This window comes from Anaerostipes faecis (genome assembly GCF_910574135.1).
Classification (GTDB): Bacteria; Bacillota; Clostridia; order Lachnospirales; family Lachnospiraceae; genus Anaerostipes; species Anaerostipes hominis.
Window position 1 is genome coordinate 42,697 of the sequence record NZ_CAJSYK010000002.1, and the last position, 16,896, is coordinate 59,592.

Genomic DNA, 16,896 nt, shown 5'->3' on the forward strand with positions numbered 1-16,896 from the left:
TTTTAGTATTATAGCACACGTTATGTAAAATAAAAAGCAAGAAAATCTTAAAGATTTATGAAACTATGTCCTTCTTTTGGCTTTTATGATAGTATAATATTACGAATATGAAGGAGGTTCTATATGATAAAATTAATTTCATCCGACATGGACGGAACACTGCTGGACAGCTACCGCCAGATCACTCAGGTCAATATCGATGCGATCCGCACACTCCAGGAAAGCGGCGTCGAATTTATGATCAATACAGGACGCGAATACCAGAATGTGATAGATATTTTAGGAAAAGCAGGCCTTGAATGCGACATGATCTGCAGCAACGGCTCCTGCGGTTATGATAAAGAAGGAAACCTGCTGTTTGAACACTCCATTCCGACAGAGACGGTAAAACAGATCCTCGGGGTATTTCACGAATCCACCCTGGTTCCGACGCCATTTTCCCAGATGGGCCGTATTTCCCTGCTTTCCAGAGAGGAATTAAAAAAATATACGAAAGAAGTCATGATTCCATCCATGCAGATCAATCATCCCGACTTTGTGTATACAGATGAAGAATTTGAAGATTTAATCAGCCAGGTTACCTATGTAGACGGCGAGGCCGGACTGTTCGACAGCGAACACAGGGTTTTAAAGTTCATTTCCCAGTCAACAGAGCCTGATGCGCTGTTAAGGCTCAGGGCAGAATTAGAAAAAATCCCGGGACTTGCCGTAGTGTCCACCGTACCTACGGATATTGAGATCACCTCCTCAGAAGCCCAGAAAGGGATCGGCCTGATGGACTATGCCAAGCGAAAGGGACTGGTTCCGGATGAGATCGTTGCCATCGGAGACAGCGAAAATGACTATTCCATGCTCTCCATTCCGGGGATTCATTCCGTTGCCATGGCAAATGCCACGGAGGCCATCAAAAATATCTGTGTCTATCAGACCCGTGCCAATACGAAGGACGGCATTGCCTATATCATCCGCTGCATTCTCGCAGACCGCGATAATTTTAAACTGACATAAAATACCGTTTTATAAAAGAAGATCTGTAATCCCACTGAGAGGTTACAGATCTTCTTTTATTTTATCTTCATCCGCTTTTTCAGTTCATCCAGTGCCTCTTTATATCTGCCGGAATTAAATGAAGGAAACGCATTCAAAAGTCTCCTGCTGGTCTGACTTTTCTTCTCCGCAATCTCCTGATACCGGCTTTTCAGCTCTTCGATTCTCTGCTCCAGTTCTCCGCTGATCGTATCTTTCCGTTCTTTCAGACCTTCCGATACGGCATTTCTTTTTTCCACCAGTTCCTGGCCCGCCTCATCCAGCTTCTTTTTCGTCTCTTCCTGTTTTTCTACGGCAGACATGACACCAAGATAAATGTTTTCACCCAGCTGCTCTGAGATATTATGCAGTTCTTCTGCGATCTCACTCATTTTGCGGAGTCTCTGGTTCATCCTGAAGATGCCCGCCGCCGTTACCCAAAGATCGGCTATCATGCCGGCCAAAAGCACAATGAGCAGGACGCTGCCGAAGAGACTGGGTATCAATCCCACAAATTTGGTAATCAGAGGATGAACCACATAGACGATGAGCATGCAGGCGGCACCCCAGATCAGTGAAAACGGAAGACAGATATATCCGTTTAAATTAAACGGCTGGTCCGAATAATCCCACCATCTGCTGTGGAAAATCTTCTCCAGCGCAAAGCCCGTGACCCACTCAATGGAAGATACGGCTGCGACAGAAGCAATGTACATGAAAAAAACATTGGACTTATACGGCATCAGCAAAGACACCACAAATCCAACGCCGAATCCATAAACCGGACAAATTGGTCCGTTTAAAAACCCCCGGTTCACAAATTTTCTCTGCTTAAATGCAGCAAAAGCTACTTCGCTGCACCAGCCGAGAATTCCGTAAATAAAAAAATATGACAAAAGATAATATACACTCATATTAAATTAAGCTCCCATCGGAATTACAGGATCGTAGCTCCTAAAGCCACATAATCGCCGTCATAAAACACTACCGCCTGTCCCGGGGTCACTGCCCTCTGAGGTTCATCAAACAGGACTTTTATCCTGTCCTTTCCTGCCATGCTCACCGTGCATGAAGCTCCCCTGTGGTTATAGCGGACTTTAGCCTGTAATCTCATCCCGTCTTTGACAGAAGATACCGACATTAAATTCACCTGGTCTCCATAGAGGGTATCTGTCATCAGGTCCGCATTGCTCCCGATCACCACTTCATTTCTCTCTTTATTTATTCGCACAACGTATCCCGGCTGTTTCAGGGAAAGGCCCAATCCCCTCCTCTGTCCCACAGTATAACATACAATGCCCTTGTGGGTTCCGAGGATGTTCCCGTTCATGTCCACAAAATTGCCCGGCCGGATCTTCTGTCCCGTGGTTTCTTCGATAAAGTCTCCATAGCTGCCGTCTACAAAACAGATGTCCTGGCTGTCCGGTTTGTGGGCCACCGGCAGATGTATCTTTTCTGCGATTTCCCTGATCTCATCTTTTGTATATTCACCCACGGGCATCAGCGTCTTGGACAGCTGGTTCTGGGTCAAATTATAAAGAGCATAGGTCTGATCCTTCTCAGGAGTCGCCGAGCGCTTCAGCGTATATCTTCCGTTGGAAAGCTTTTCAATCCTGGCATAATGTCCGGTTGCGATATAATCGGCGCCGATATCCAGAGACCTTTTTAACAGGGATTCCCATTTGACATAGCGGTTGCATGCAATACAGGGATTCGGAGTTCTTCCATCCAGATATTCGTCTACGAAATAATCAATGACATGTTCCTTGAAATCCTGTTTAAAATTCATGACATAATAAGGAATATCGAGCGCCTGGGCCACTCTCCTGGCATCATCCACAGCCGACAGGCCGCAGCACCCTCCGTTTTCTTCTAAAAGTGCCTGCTCCTCATCCTGCCAGATCTGCATGGTGACACCGATCACTTCATATCCCTGTTCTTTCAATAAATAGGCTGCCACGGAGGAATCCACCCCTCCTGACATGCCTACGACTACTTTCTCTTTCACGGATGCCTCCTAGTACTCTTCTTCCACTTCCTCTTCTCCGATATCGGATTTTGGTTTCTCAAGGCCTTCGATCTGAATGCCATTCTTCTGTGCATAATCCCAGAGAGCCGCATGGATCGCTTCTTCTGCCAAAAGAGAACAGTGCACTTTGACCGGCGGAAGACCATCGAGGGCTTCCATTACCGCCTTGTTTGTGACTTCCAGTGCTTCCTGCACGGATTTGCCTTTCACCAGTTCGGTTGCCATGCTGCTGGTGGCAACCGCAGCTCCGCAGCCGAATGTCTTAAACTTCACATCCCGGATAATCTGGTCGTCATCAATGTCAAAATAGATGCGCATGATGTCTCCGCACTTGGCGTTTCCGACAGTACCTACGCCGCTGGCACCCTCAATCTCTCCTACATTTCTCGGATGCTCAAAATGATCCATAACTTTTTCACTATACATAACAGTACCTCCTGTTTTTCTTCTAAATATAAATCGAGCAAATAAACCCGTTTAATGTTTCTTTACAAAATCTTCATACAGCGGAGACATTTTTCGCAGTTTATCTACGATCTCTTTCAATTTCTCCACAACAAAATCCATATCCTCTTTGGTTGTTTCCTCCCCCAGAGTCATCCTGAGAGATCCATGTGCGATCTCGTGAGGGAGTCCGATGGCTAACAGTACATGTGACGGGTCCAGTGAACCGGACGTGCAGGCTGATCCGCTGGAAGCACAGATCCCCGCCATATCAAGCATGATCAAAAGGGATTCGCCCTCAATGAACTGAAAACTGATGTTGATATTGTTGGGAAGCCTTTTGTCTCTTCCTCCGTTTAACCGGCAATACGGGATCTCTGCCAGAATCCTGCGGACCGCGTAATCCCTCACCTCCTGCTCTTTGGCAGTTCTCTCCTCCATCGTCTCAAAAGCGATCTCGACAGCCTTTCCGAGTCCCACGATACCTGTCACATTCTCTGTTCCGGCCCGGCGCTTGCGCTCCTGCGCTCCTCCGTGGATAAACGAGCGAAGTTTCAGTCCTTTGCGGATATACATAAATCCAATGCCCTTAGGTCCGTTCAGCTTATGGCCGCTGGCACTCAGCATATCAATATTCATCTCATCTACATTGATCGGAACCTGTCCGTATGCCTGTACCGCATCTGTGTGGAACAGAACTCCGTGTTCTTTTGCAATCTCTCCGATCTCCTTCACCGGCTGGATCGTTCCTATCTCATTGTTGGCAAACATGATGGTGATCAGAATCGTATCCGGGCGGATCGCCGCTTTTAACTGGTCCAGCTTAATATATCCGTTCTCATCCACATCCAGATAAGTCACATCGTATCCGTTTCTCTCCAGATACTGACAGGTGTGGAGAACTGCGTGGTGCTCAATCTTGCTTGTGATAATATGTTTTCCCTTTGAAGCATAGGCTTCGGCAGTCTCCTTAATGGCCCAGTTGTCCGCCTCAGATCCGCCGGCCGTAAAGTAAATATCCTGGCTCTGTGTGCCGAGGGATTCGGCAACCCTGTCCCTTACTTCGTTTACTGCCTTTTTTGCCTCAGAAGCCGGTGAATAGACGCTGGACGGATTCCAGAACTTCTCCGTATAATATGGCATCATCGCTTCTACTACTTCCGGTCTCGCCGGTGTTGTTGCCGCATGGTCTAAATATATGATCTTTTCCATAACTTCTCCTATCTTTCACAATTTCGTTCCGCCGGTTTCCCCTGCTGAACAGCTCTTGCCTCGTCCGCCAGCTCATCTAAATAAATAGAATCCACTGTTTTAGCAATGCTGTCATTGATCCTCTTCCACACAGTTTTTGTCACGCAGTACTTAGAGCTGCTGCATGTTTCCTCTGTATCGGTAAGTTCTGTACAGTCTACCGGCGTCAGATCGCCTTCCAGTGCCCTCAGCACGTCTCCCACTGAAATATCTTCTGCATTTCCCGCCAGAACATATCCTCCCTGGGCTCCCCGGATGCTTTTTACAAGCCCCGCCTTCTTTAACTTGGAAAGAAGCTGTTCCAGGTATCGGATGGATATATCCTGCCGCTCTGATATCGCACTGACTGCCGCAGGTTCATTCTCCCCGAACACTGCAATATCTACGATTGCGCGAAGGCCGTATCTTCCTTTTGTTGATAATTTCATCTCACCACTCCAATCCCGACCAAAATAGTCGGATATCACACTGCTATGTTATCACCTGGGACTTCCGATGTCAACACAATCCCAATCATAACCGCGTATTTCTTGACATACAATAGAACAATATCAATTGGGGAGTTCTTATGAAAAAATCCAGCCCTTTTGTACAAGGTACATTAATTTTAACAGCCGCTAATATTTTTTCCAGATTTATTGGATTCTATAATAGAATATTTCTGGCTGGATTAATTGGTGCCCATCAGATGGGAGTCTATCAATTAATTTTTCCTATTTACCTGGTGGGTTTTGCCCTTTGCTTTCATGGATACGAGACTGCCCTGTCTCAGATCGTCGCCGCTCAGATGGCCAAAGGCCGTCCGGAAAACTGCAGAAAAATCTTAAAGATCACTTTAGCCGTCACGATCCTGCTCTCTTTGATCTGTGCCTGTTTCTTTTATTTCTTTGCCGACGAGCTCTGCATGAAATTTCTCCACGAGAAAGACTGCATCCCCTGCCTCAAAGCCGCTGTTTTTGCCATGCCATTTGTAGGCGTAAAAGCATGTATCCACAGTTACCATATCGGTCTCGGCAAACCCGGCCTCCCGTCTGTCTCACTTTGTATCGAACAAGTGTCCCGGATACTGGGGATTTATGCGGTTTCTGTCACCTTCTTTTTAAAGCTTGAGACACCTGCGCTGATCGCGGTTCTCGGAATGGTCGCCGGAGAAATGGCTTCCTGCCTTTACACTGTCGTTTATCACCTTTTAAAGACAAAGCAGCAAAGCAGCGGACTGCCGGCGGCTTCCTCCAGAAAGCTTTTTGGCAGCCTGCTTTCCCTCAGCTTTCCGCTGACCTGCAACTCCCTCTCCATTACACTGCTGCAGAGTCTGGAAAATATTTTAATTCCGATGATGCTGACCAGGTTTTACTGCAATCAGCACTATTCGGTAGAAGTATATGGTATCCTGACAGGAATGGCGATTCCCTTTATCAACTTTCCGTCCAGCATCACCAACTCCATCTCTGTGATGCTTCTGCCGAAAGTATCAGCTGCGACAGCGGAACAGGATTACCGCACATTACACAGGGCCACCAAATACTCCCTTTCCTTTTGCTTTCTGCTGGGGATCGTAAGTTTCTTTTTATTTTTTACTCTGGGGCCATCTATCGGACTGATCGTATTCCACAGCAAAGAGGCCGGCATGTTCCTGAGGATGCTCTCCTTTTTGTGTCCGGTGCTCTATCTTTCCGGAACCCTGTCCAGTATCCTGAACGGTCTTGGGAAGACCAAAACCACGCTGTTTAACAATTCGGTCTCCCTCCTGCTCAGGATCTCTTTTATCGTATTTGTGGTCCCAATGGTGGGGATCAACGGATATCTCTGGGGACTGATGGCAAGCACTCTTCTGGTGGTCATCATGCATTACCGGAAAATAAAATGAACTCCATACAGCTCCGGGCTTTTTAAAGCGCACAAAAAAGGAAGCTCTTTTTTTGCTAACACCTGATAAGGAAGTAATTTAGGAAGTATTAACTGTACTGAATCATCTGGCATTGCAAAGGCACCGTGAAAAAAATCCGATGAATCGAAAGAAATTCGTATTCATCGGATTTTTGCTATCAATTATTTGCTCCGTTTTGATACTTTCAAAGCCTCCGCCCTTTCAGTCGGGATTGCGTTTTAACGCATATGCGGCTTACATGTTTTAACGTTTTCTTTTCAGCTTCAGCGCCAGTACTGCGCCGCCGGATACAATCAGCAGAGCAACCCATAAGAAGATATTGCTGGTATCACCTGTCTGCGGAGAGTCTGTATCCGCTTTAGACAGCTTGTCGTTATCTCCGGAGGTTTCAGTACCGCCGGTTGCCGGAATTTCAACAGCCGCTTTCTCATAGCCGCAAACAGAGCATTCCTCATGCTTGATGCCCTTGCCGGTAGCCGTAGCTTCCTTATCGATAGCCCACTGGAATGTGTGAGCCGCTGCAGTATTTTTTTCACCACAGCCTGTGCATTCCTTCCAATGACTATTTTTATCATTCTTCCACTCATTTTCCCAGTTGTGCGATAATACCACTGACTTACCTTTTACCGCGTTATAATGAGCTATATCTTTCGGAGTAAATGTCCATCCGTACGCAGTTCCGCATGCCACAATCTGACTTGCATTATCCCAAGCGAACGTACCCTCAACTTCAGCGCCTAGTGCATTTTTCATCGTGCCTGACAGGGTAACTTCCGACAGAGCCACACCGCTGTTCACGGTGTTAACGGTGGGACTGCCGGTGGGATTACCTTTCACGATGCTGTATCGGCGGGAAACGTAGCAGTATGTCTTGGTATCCGGGTTGTATCCGTTCACAACGAAGGAATATACCCCCGGTTCTGTCGGAGCAATTTTTCTGATCTCCTCCGCAGTCAGTTCACTGCTCTTTTTATTATACAAGTGTGTTCCGGTAAAGGAGCTTCCCTCATCTACCGCATGGAAATGAACGGTAAACTCCGTAATGCTGTCTTGGCTATTTTTACCTTGTGTATATAATGTGGTCAGATTCCGTTCTGTCGGAACGATACCTTTTCCGCTGTACTCATACTCTTGACGGTCTTCAAAGCTCTTCAGAGGTTCTTTATCCCCTTTCAGATACATATCTACTTCGGTCAGTCCTTCTTCATGACAGGTAACATAAAGTACTATTGTATCTTTCGGCTTCCAATTTGTACCTACGGTGCAGAACCGGTAGTTCGGATTTTTCAGTTTCATTTCAACTCGGATACTGTGCGGATTTCCGTTTGCATCTTTCGTCGGGTGTATCGGCAATGTATCTGTCATAATGATATTGCCACTGACATCGTTTGTATAGGTATATTCCACATCTCCATCTTTTCCCATACCTGGGGTTAGGTAGATTGGTCGTCTAGAAGTATCTGCTTCATAAGTGCCGTTTGGACCTTTTTTTGTCGGATAAAACCCTAGCAGCTCGCTGATTTTTGGCGCTGTGCCGTCTGCATTCAAGGCATATTCAATGTACGGGAGGCCATCCTTGTTAGTTTCGTTCGGTGTCCCGTAGATGATTGATAACGGTGTGACTGTAGCCTTAGCGCTAATAAAGGCTTTTTCAGTATTATTGATAACAATATAGCAAGTTATAGTTGCATCGCCAGTTCCTTTAACGACTAAATTATTATCTTTAACAGATAAAACATCTTCATTACTGCTGCGATATTTTACCATATCGCCACTTGGAAGCTTTTTCGCATTAAAGAGTTTCAACAATGAAATGTCTGTTCCATATTCAACGGTTGCTTTATTGTGTTTTTGCAATGCATATTTGCTATCTGATACTTCAGAAAAATCCGTTGAAGGAAATCCATTGTATTGAATATAAAAACTATTTGTTGAACTTTTAATGTTTTGATTTGAGCAAATTCCCCCTACTGTTGCGTTTTGAGTTTCATTGCAAATTATTTCCACATCGGCAAACGTATTAGAAATTTCTGTTGATGCTACACCCGATCCGCAAACGCTGCCAAGTTTTAAGCTGGTCGGGGGGGTTTCAATTTTTGTAGTATCTATTTTAACATTGGATGCCAGGCAGTTTTCAATCTTTCCTGTAACATTAGCACCCGAGCCTGCCCAGAGACCACCAGCAGTTTTATTGTTTGCAGTATTTCCAATCAGTGCTATATTCGTATTTAATACTGCGTTATTTTTGAGGTTTACAGATATAGTGCCACCGTAGACAGTACCCTCAATGCCACCGGCATTTAATGTAGCATTGATTTGACAATCTGATACAATGCAATTTTCGATGAAGCTTTCCCAAGTACCGGCATAGTTACCCCCACTAATACCGCCTACATTTTCAGTTCCATTAATTTCACAATTAGTCACTGTACAATTCTTGATGGAACTTCCATATTGCATTCCGCAAACACCACCTGCCCCACGGCTTTCAGCAGTAATTTTACTGTCAGAAACTGAGCAATTTAGGATCTGTGCATCGGTATCTGCGTTGCCGCAAATTAACCCAGCTTTATCACCATTATTGTTGCCGCCATCTGGAGTTTTAATTGCTTTAACAGTAGTATTTTTCACCACGCAGTTCTCAACTATTCCGCCACTAAGCCAAGCAGTAATAGAACCCACATGCCCTTTTACTGCATAAAACCGACAGCCATCAATGGTTACATTAGAAATTGTTCCATGGAGTGCACCAGTAACGCCTCCTGTTGTTCTTCCATCCATCTTGCCTGATACAACTGTATAATTTTCATTAAAAATACAATTTTTGAGTGTGAAATTTTTTGCCACACCATCTCTCTGTGTATTATTGGCTCCAATTTTCCCGAATAGCCCTACGGAAGTAGTCTGATTTCCGGTTCTAATATTGCAAATTGAATGTCCATCTCCATCAAAAATGCCAGAAAAATAGTGGGCTAAAGAAGTAGCCTGGGCTGATTCCTTACCTATTGCAATCCATCCGGCTCCATCATTATAAAAAGCGCCGTTTTCTTCAAAATCGGAGTCATTAAAAACGATATCGTTTGCAAGTTTAAAGTAGCCAGTTATTGATGTTTTTCCATTTTCAGTGTGAGTATGTGTTCTGATTTTATCTAAATCAGCAGGTGTTGAAATTAAATGTGGTTTATCCTGCGAACAATCGACACACTCCTCCCATGAACTGTTATCCGAGAGCTTTGATGCCCTGGTCATCATATCCGCTGCTTTATCCCCTTCCGCAAAAACTGTAGCAGGAAACATAGTCAGCAAAATTGTGATCGCCAGCATAAGCGCCAGCAACTCACTTTGCTTTGCTCGTTTCATAATTGACCTTTCCTTTCTTCAAAAATATTTATAAACCTTTTTATTCTTGTTTTTGCTTATACGTAGTGTACGTGTAGCATAGAAATCGCATTTTTCAATGCTTTTAGGGAAATTCACTTACCGTTCTTCCCGGAAATAGTTTGTCCCGCAGGATGCCGGCTGATTATTTTCTTTTGACTGCCTGACAGAGGAAATTACAAGTACAAGCGCCGTGATCACGAATGGGAGCATATCATAAAATGCATTCGGTATACTGATGATGCTCTTCGGCACATAGTATTTCAAAACACTGAAACAGCCGAAAGCCAGTGATCCATAGATCGCTTTTACCGGACTCCACGATGCAAAGATAACTAGTGCAACAGAGATCCACCCCAATCCATTGACACAGTTGCTGATCCATACACCTCCGCAGATGATCATGGCAGAATAGGCTCCTCCGATACCGCAGATCCCTCCGCCGATCAGTACATTGATATACTTTGCACGGATAACCCTGATTCCGGCTGCATCGGCAGCACCAGGATTTTCTCCCACTGCCCGGACATTGAGCCCGGTTTTTGTTTTCTGCAGATAGTACCAGCAGATCACAGCTGTCACAATACCGATATATACAAAGATATTGTAGGAAAACAGCAGTTTCCCCAACACCGGGATATCACTCAGCACAGGGATATGCAGATTTGCAATCTGTGCAGAAATGTGTTCCGGAAGTTTTAATGACTGAGTGGCAGAATGATTCAGCATATATTCGCCGATAAAATTTGCAAGTCCCACGCCAAAAATAGTCAATGTAAGCCCCGTTACATTCTGATCCGCCATAAACGTAATCGTCAGGACCGCATAGATCAGTGCCGCCGCCACCCCGGCAGCGAACGCAGCCAGAAGAGCAAGCACAACATTATCCGTCTGATACCCGACCATAAATCCTGCACATGCACCTATCGACATCATACCTTCTACACCCAGATTCAGATGTCCGACCTTTTCGTTCATGATCTCACCGACAGTGCCAAACAGCAGAGGCGTGCCGGCCAGCACTGCTGCCACAAACAGATTCAATACCGTACTCATTTCCCGGCACCTCCTTTTCTTCCGACAAATTTATAACGCACAAAAAACTCACATCCGAGAACAAAAAACAGGATGATCCCCTGAAGAACATCAGCCGAATAGCTGGAAAGCCCATAGGTGGACTGCATAACGCTGCTTCCCTTTTCCAGAATACTGAACAGGAAAGACACGATCACGATTGCAGCCGGATTCAGACGGGCCAGCCACGCTACGATGATCGCCGTAAATCCGACTCCTCCTGCCACAGAGGTTGCCAATGTCATGTCGGAGCCCGTTGCCTGCACCATACCCGCAATACCGCAGATAGCACCACTGAGAAACATGGTCCGCAGCATCATACGCTTTACCGGAATCCCTGCATATTTGGCCGTAGCATGACTGTCTCCCACTACGGAGATCTCATACCCCTGCTTCGTATATTTCAGATAAATATAGACGATCGCGGTGAGCAACAAAGCAATGATCCAGCCGGCCTGGACGCCCAGAACTGAATCCAGCTGTGCGTTGAGATCAAACCTTGCGATCTTGGGAAATCCGGAGGAGGCCGGATCTTTCCACGGGCCGTCCCTCAGATATACGATCACATTCAGAGCGATGTAATTCAGCATCAGAGTAAACAATGTTTCATTGGTATTGAACTTTGCCTTGAAAAACGCCGGTATCAAGCCGAACAGCCCTCCTCCGATCACACTGAATATAAACATAATGATCAGCAGAAGGACATGAGGCATCGCATTTTGATACAGTGCAAAATAGGTGGCAAAAATTGCTCCCATGATGATCTGCCCCTCTGCCCCGATATTCCAGAATCTCATCTTAAATGCCATGGTAACGCCCAGGGAAGAGATCAGCAGCGGTATCATAATGCGGATCGTAGCCTGGACCGCCATCTCACTCCGGAAGGCTCCGCTTATAATTGTCTGATACACAGTAAATGGGTTAAAACCGATGATCAGGAGGAAGATTCCTCCTGCCAGCAGGGCAAGCAGCACGGAAGCAGCGCGCAGGATCATGGTCTTTTCCCGGGAAAGCTCCGCCCGCTTCACTGTACGCAGCAGCGGTTTCCTTCCTGTCTTCTTACTTGCTTCCATCTGTGCTCTCCTCCTTCTCCTCTTTCGTTCCTTTTACTCCTGTCATAAGCAGGCCGACTTCTTCTTTTGTCGTTTTTCTCGCATCTACGATGCCGGAGACTTCTCCGTGACAGAGTACCAAAATACGGTCGCTGATAGATAAGAGCACATCCAGGTCTTCTCCCACCAGCAGCACCGCCACACCCTTTTTCTTCTGCTCATTGAGCAGGTCATATACAGTATAGGAAGAATTGATATCCAGTCCGCGGACCGGGTATGCCGTAAGGAGTACATTCGGCTCTGCAATAATCTCTCTTCCCAGAAGTACTTTCTGTACGTTTCCTCCGGACAGCATCCGCACCGGCGTATCCACACTCGGAGTCAGGATGCCCAGTTCCTTCACCATTTTCTCCGCCATCTTTCTCGGAGTTTTCCGATCTATAAAAATACCTTGCTGATCCTGATAGTGTTTCAGGAGGACGTTGTCCACCATCCCCATAGACGCCACCAGTCCCATGCCAAGCCGGTCTTCCGGTACAAAAGAAATACGAATGCCGCGGCTTCGGATATCCTTAAACGTCATACCCACCAGTTCTTCTTCTCTGTGAACGATGCTTCCTTCTTTGATCTCCGTGAGCCCCGTGATCGCTTCACACAGCTCTTTTTGGCCGCTTCCGGCGATTCCCGCCACTCCTAAGATCTCACCTTCCATCAGTTCAAAATTCACATTGGTAAGACCCGGTGTGCCGTCCGGACGTTCGACGTTCAGATTGCGAATGACGATTTCAGGAACTGCATCGGCCTTCCTTTCGGGACGGTCGATCTCCAGTGTCACCGGACGTCCCACCATCAGCTCTGTCAGCTTTTTCTCATCACTGTCTTTTGTGTCCACGGTCCCGATGCTCTCCCCTTTTCGAAGGATCTCAACACGGTCGCTGATAGCCAGCACCTCATTTAATTTATGGGTAATGATGACGATGGCACAGCCCTGCTCTTTCATTCTCCGAAGGATCGCAAACAGTTTTTCTGTCTCCTGGGGTGTCAGCACCGCCGTCGGCTCATCCAGGATCAGGATGCTCGCTCCCCTGTATAAGACTTTCAGGATTTCCACAGTCTGTTTTTCACTGACCGACATATTATAGATCTTCTTTTCCGGATCCACCTCCAGGCCAAATTTTGAACTGATCTCTTCGATCTTCGCTTTCAGTTCTTTCGGACGGATTCTCTTTTCTTTTGTCCCAAGCACAATGTTATCCATCGCACTGTGCACATCCACCAGCTTAAAATGCTGGTGGATCATGCCGATCCCCAGGCCGATCGCATCCGTCGGAGAATTGATGGAAACTTCCTGTCCTCCGATCCTGATGGTTCCGGCATCCGGGTGGTAGATCCCGGAGAGCATATTCATCAGAGTCGTCTTTCCCGAACCGTTCTCTCCGAGAAGGGCAAGGATTTCACCATATTTTACATCCAGATCTACGTTATTGTTTGCCACAACACTCCCAAAAGTCTTTCGGATGCCTTTGCACTCTATGGCATATGTATCCTTCTTCTCCTGTGCCATTTCATCACCTCGTATCATGTGTTTTCTGCCTCTCTTCTTTCATTAAGTTCCAAGAAAGAAGGGCACTGCCTTCTGTTTCAGAATATACAATGCCCTTCTCATTCATCCATGTCTCTCATGGAAATTTCTGCTGTGCTGCTTATTTTACAACGATGTTTTTGAAGTACCAGTTGATTTTTCCTTTGATGTCTTCGTCGCTTAAAGTCTCACCCTTTTTGCCGACCTTCTTGCCGTCGTTGGTCTCGATGACACCGTCAAATACATTGAAATCGCCGGAAAGCATCTTTTCTTTTGCCTCCTCGATCTTCTTTTCTGTACCTGGAGCGATCAGTTTCTTGTTAAGCGGAGCAATGTCAACCAATCCCTCTTTCATGCCGCCGTAGTAAACTTCCGGCTTCCATGTTCCGTCGATGAGCTCCTGAACTGCTTCTGTATAGTAAGCACCCCAGTTCCAAATAGTAGAAGTCAGCGTAGCTTTCGGAGCATCTTTTGTCATATCAGAGTTATATCCAACACCCCATACACCTGCTTTTTCCGCTTCCAGCTGTGGGTTCGGCGTATCACAGTGCTGTCCGATCACGTCACAGCCCTGAGAGATCAGAGCTTTTGCCGCATTTGTCTCTTCATTCGGGTTAAACCAGCTGTTTGTAACTTTTACATATACCTTTGCCTTTTTATTAACAGAGTAAATACCCATGGCAAATGCATCTACGCCCCCGGTAACCTCGGCATTGTCCTTGCCCATAGCGGCAACATATCCGATCTTGTTGCTCTTTGTTTTAAGGCCTGCCGCGATACCGCTTAAATATCTTGCCTGATAAATTCTTCCGAAATAGTTGTTAAAGTTGGAATCATTCTTCTTATATCCGGTTCCGTGAGAGAATGCTACATCAGGATACTCTTTTGCCATAGCTTCCATCGTGTCCATATAGCCCCAGCTTGTACCAAAGATCACATTGCAACCGTCTTCGATGCACTCTTTGATCGCAGTCTCTGTCTTGGTCGGGTCTGTGTCTGTGATATTGGTCTTTCTCACGATCTGGCTGTCTTTCAGACCAAGTTTCTTCTGCATCGCTATGATGCCCTGATCATGTGTATATGTATACCCTGACCCCTCTGAAGGATCAGAGATATGAATCACCCCGATCTTCAGATCTTTCTTTGCAATCTTGAACTGTTTTTTCTCCTCCTTCTTGTCGCTTGTAGTCTTTTTAGAGCCGCAGCCTGTCATCAATCCCAAGACAAGCACTAACGACAAAATAATGCCAGTGACTTTCAAAACTTTTTTCTTCATAAACCTTCCTCCTTCTGCCTGGCTTCCGTCTTGTGCACGGATGCCAAAACTGCGCCTGCGCGCATTAAATGATATTAAAATTATAACAAAAGTGCCTGTCCACTGCAAGGTACTTTTGCCTGCCTATTCAGGCCTCAAATGGCGAGCAATATGATCCCCGAATCAGTTTTCTGTTGCTCATTATAAACTTTCCTTATGCATCAAAAAATCCGGCGAAAACAGCCTCTTAAAGCTGCTCACACCGGATCTTGCTATTTTATACTCATATCCCGCACATATCAGCGGATACGGTCGGGAAATCCCACTTTGTGCTGTACCTTTCTCAATGTCTTCGTCGCATAGTAAGAAGCCTTTTCCCCATTATCTTTTATAATCTTATTCAAATAATCTTTATTCTTCATGATATCGTTATAGCGCTCCTGAATCGGCCGCAGTTCTTCTACAACCGTCTCTCCGACCCGCTCTTTCAGCCTGCCGTATCCCATGCCATCAAATTCAGCCACTGCTTCCTCGGGTTTCTTCCCATTGATCGCACAGTAGATATCCAGCAGGTTTTTGATGCCAGGCTTCTGTTCAGAATATGCAATGCATGCCTCGGAGTCTGTCACCGCCTTCTTAAACTTTCTCATAATTGTGTCCGGGTCGTCCAAAAGCAGTATATGCGCATTGGCATTCTCGTCAGATTTGGACATCTTTTTCTCCGGCTCCTGGAGGCTCATGATCTTCTGTCCGACTTTGCCGATGTATGCTTCCGGAATCGTGAAGACATCACCGTAAATCTTGTTGAATCTTTCTGCAATATCTCTGGTGATCTCCAGATGCTGCGTCTGATCTTTCCCCACAGGTACCACATCGGACTGAAACAGCAAAATGTCTGCCGCCATCAGTACCGGGTAAGTGAAAAGTCCTGTGTTGATATTTTCCGGATGCTTCTGAGACTTATCTTTAAACTGGGTCATCCGGTTCATTTCCCCCATATAGGTAAAGCAGTTTAAGATCCACATGAGTTCAGCGTGTGCCGAAACGTGTGACTGGTAATAAATACAGTTTTCCACCGGATCAAGTCCTGCCGCTATATAGAGTGCCAAAAGGCTCCTGGCCCTTTTTCTAAGTTCCGAAGGCTCCTGTCTTACTGTGATGGAATGCATGTCCACAACACTGTAAAAACACATATACTGATCCTTATCAATGTCCACCCAGTTTTTTAATGCTCCCAGGTAATTGCCCAATGTAATAGTACCGGTGGCCTGCATGCCACTGAATAATGATTTCTTTCCGTCTAACATCTGTCGTTCCTTTCTTCCATAAATTTTCTCTGGATTCATCATATCATATTGCAGGGAAGTTTCCAAACGTTCAGCGCAATCTTTTCACAGAACTTCTCAGTCAAGTCCGAAAAATCCTGTTTTAAAATCTTTAGTTCCAGTTTGTGTTACCTCCATATTTCTATTTATGTATTCCTAAAATATTATAGACTTACTGCCGTTAAGCAGCAGAATATGTATATTTATGTGGGTTCCCTTTTCAGTGGTAGATATAGTTCTTGTGTATTCGATTTCTTTTCCGAGTACCTGTTCCTGGGTAGACCCTTTCCCATCCGTAACATTTGCAGAAAAAGAGACGGGTAGCTGAGTAACCCGTCTCATAATCGCCTGTGTTTCAGTGCCTCTTAACCCGCATAAAAATTTACTATTTATAACAATATTGTTTTTGATTTACCATCTTCTCATGTGACAAAGAATCTGCTTCTACAGACGTTTAACATGACTAATCCCAATGAATATCTTCATGCAAAATTGCAGCACTTTTATTTGCTTTTGCCTCTGCGATTGCTTCAATCTTATCCGGCTCAGGATTCACTTCCGAAATAGATTTCAAAATCACCTTGTAAATTGT

Annotated in this window: 13 protein-coding genes; 2 read left to right on the plus strand and 11 right to left on the minus strand. The window is 45.6% G+C overall.

Annotated elements, in window-relative coordinates; translation table 11 throughout:
- The first annotated feature begins 123 nt into the window (after window positions 1-123).
- Window positions 124-1,008: a Cof-type HAD-IIB family hydrolase gene (locus QGT46_RS01830; protein WP_148459035.1), complete on the plus strand. Its 885-nt coding sequence runs from the start codon at window positions 124-126 to the stop codon at window positions 1,006-1,008.
- Between the two features lie 56 nt (window positions 1,009-1,064).
- Here the strand turns inward: QGT46_RS01830 and QGT46_RS01835 are convergent, their stop codons facing one another.
- From QGT46_RS01835 to QGT46_RS01855, 5 genes are read right to left on the minus strand one after another with little or no spacing between them, the layout of a single operon-like run.
- The gene (locus tag QGT46_RS01835) at window positions 1,065-1,940 is read right to left on the minus strand and encodes a putative ABC transporter permease (RefSeq protein WP_148459034.1); all 876 of its coding nucleotides are present in this window, start codon (window positions 1,938-1,940) and stop codon (window positions 1,065-1,067) included.
- Window positions 1,941-1,963: 23 nt separating this feature from the next.
- Window positions 1,964-3,034 (minus strand): tRNA 2-thiouridine(34) synthase MnmA, encoded by a 1,071-nt coding sequence (mnmA, locus tag QGT46_RS01840; RefSeq protein WP_024727013.1) that lies wholly within the window; start codon window positions 3,032-3,034, stop codon window positions 1,964-1,966.
- Between the two features lie 9 nt (window positions 3,035-3,043).
- Window positions 3,044-3,481, minus strand: coding sequence for a Fe-S cluster assembly scaffold protein NifU (nifU, locus tag QGT46_RS01845; protein ID WP_148459033.1), 438 nt, complete (start codon window positions 3,479-3,481; stop codon window positions 3,044-3,046).
- 51 nt (window positions 3,482-3,532) lie between these two features.
- Window positions 3,533-4,711 carry a cysteine desulfurase NifS gene (nifS, locus tag QGT46_RS01850; protein WP_148459032.1) on the minus strand — a complete coding sequence of 393 codons (1,179 nt, stop codon included), beginning with the start codon at window positions 4,709-4,711 and terminating at the stop codon, window positions 3,533-3,535.
- An 8-nt stretch (window positions 4,712-4,719) separates the two neighbouring features.
- On the minus strand, window positions 4,720-5,178 hold the full coding sequence (locus tag QGT46_RS01855) for an RrF2 family transcriptional regulator (protein ID WP_287517893.1): 459 nt from the start codon (window positions 5,176-5,178) through the stop codon (window positions 4,720-4,722).
- A gap of 140 nt (window positions 5,179-5,318) precedes the next feature.
- On the opposite strand from QGT46_RS01855, the gene QGT46_RS01860 reads away from it, so the two are divergent.
- Window positions 5,319-6,617: a polysaccharide biosynthesis protein gene (locus QGT46_RS01860; protein WP_148459030.1), complete on the plus strand. Its 1,299-nt coding sequence runs from the start codon at window positions 5,319-5,321 to the stop codon at window positions 6,615-6,617.
- 264 nt (window positions 6,618-6,881) lie between these two features.
- On the opposite strand, the gene QGT46_RS01865 is transcribed toward QGT46_RS01860, so the two are convergent.
- The 6 genes from QGT46_RS01865 to trpS all read right to left on the minus strand — a co-directional run bounded on the left by QGT46_RS01865 (window position 6,882) and on the right by trpS (window position 16,286).
- A complete protein-coding gene (locus tag QGT46_RS01865; protein WP_148459029.1) occupies window positions 6,882-9,998 on the minus strand; it encodes an LPXTG cell wall anchor domain-containing protein in 3,117 nt (1,038 codons plus the stop codon).
- 117 nt (window positions 9,999-10,115) lie between these two features.
- The gene (locus QGT46_RS01870; protein WP_024727007.1) at window positions 10,116-11,072 is read right to left on the minus strand and encodes an ABC transporter permease; all 957 of its coding nucleotides are present in this window, start codon (window positions 11,070-11,072) and stop codon (window positions 10,116-10,118) included.
- Entirely contained in the window at window positions 11,069-12,163 is a 1,095-nt protein-coding gene (locus QGT46_RS01875) for an ABC transporter permease (protein WP_148459028.1), read from the minus strand. Before QGT46_RS01875 ends, QGT46_RS01870 begins: the two co-directional genes overlap by 4 nt.
- Window positions 12,150-13,706: an ABC transporter ATP-binding protein gene (locus QGT46_RS01880; protein WP_024727005.1), complete on the minus strand. Its 1,557-nt coding sequence runs from the start codon at window positions 13,704-13,706 to the stop codon at window positions 12,150-12,152. Before QGT46_RS01880 ends, QGT46_RS01875 begins: the two co-directional genes overlap by 14 nt.
- 139 nt (window positions 13,707-13,845) lie before the next feature.
- Window positions 13,846-15,000, minus strand: a complete 1,155-nt coding sequence (locus QGT46_RS01885) for a BMP family ABC transporter substrate-binding protein (protein WP_148459027.1) — start codon at window positions 14,998-15,000, stop codon at window positions 13,846-13,848.
- A 278-nt stretch (window positions 15,001-15,278) separates the two neighbouring features.
- On the minus strand, window positions 15,279-16,286 hold the full coding sequence (trpS, locus tag QGT46_RS01890; protein ID WP_148459026.1) for a tryptophan--tRNA ligase: 1,008 nt from the start codon (window positions 16,284-16,286) through the stop codon (window positions 15,279-15,281).
- Window positions 16,287-16,896 lie beyond the last annotated feature (610 nt).